Source organism: Escherichia sp. 93.0816, from assembly GCF_013368855.2.
GTDB classification, from domain to species: Bacteria; Pseudomonadota; Gammaproteobacteria; order Enterobacterales; family Enterobacteriaceae; genus Escherichia; species Escherichia ruysiae.
Window position 1 is genome coordinate 1 of record NZ_JABWNC020000087.1, and the last position, 410, is coordinate 410.

Genomic DNA, 410 nt, shown 5'->3' on the forward strand with positions numbered 1-410 from the left:
CGCAGCCATGACCCAGTCACGTAGCGATAGCGGAGTGTATACTGGCTTAACTATGTAGCATCAGTGCAGATGATAAGAAAAGAGCACCATATGCGATGTGAAATACCGCACAGATGCGTAAGGAGAAAATGCCGCATCAGGCGCTCTTCCGCTTCCTCGCTCACTGACTCGCTACGCTCGGTCGTTCGGCTGCGGCGAGCGGTGCCGGCTCACTCAAAGGCGGTAATACGGTTATCCACAGAATCAGGGGATAAGGCCGGAAAGAACATGTGAGCAAAAAGGCAAAGGGCAACGAAAGGCCGCGCCGCTGGCGTTTTTCCATAGGCTCCGCCCCCCTGACGAGCATCACAAAAATCGACGCTCAAGTCAGAGGTGGCGAAACCCGACAGGACTATAAAGATACCAGGCGT

The 410-nt window shown here is 54.4% G+C and carries 1 protein-coding gene; it reads right to left on the reverse strand.

What is annotated here, in order from left to right; translation table 11 throughout:
• Window positions 1–209 precede the first annotated feature (209 nt).
• Window positions 210–410 (reverse strand): hypothetical protein (locus tag HEM79_RS22530; RefSeq protein ID WP_207105875.1); only part of this gene is annotated, 201 nt, incomplete at its 5' end.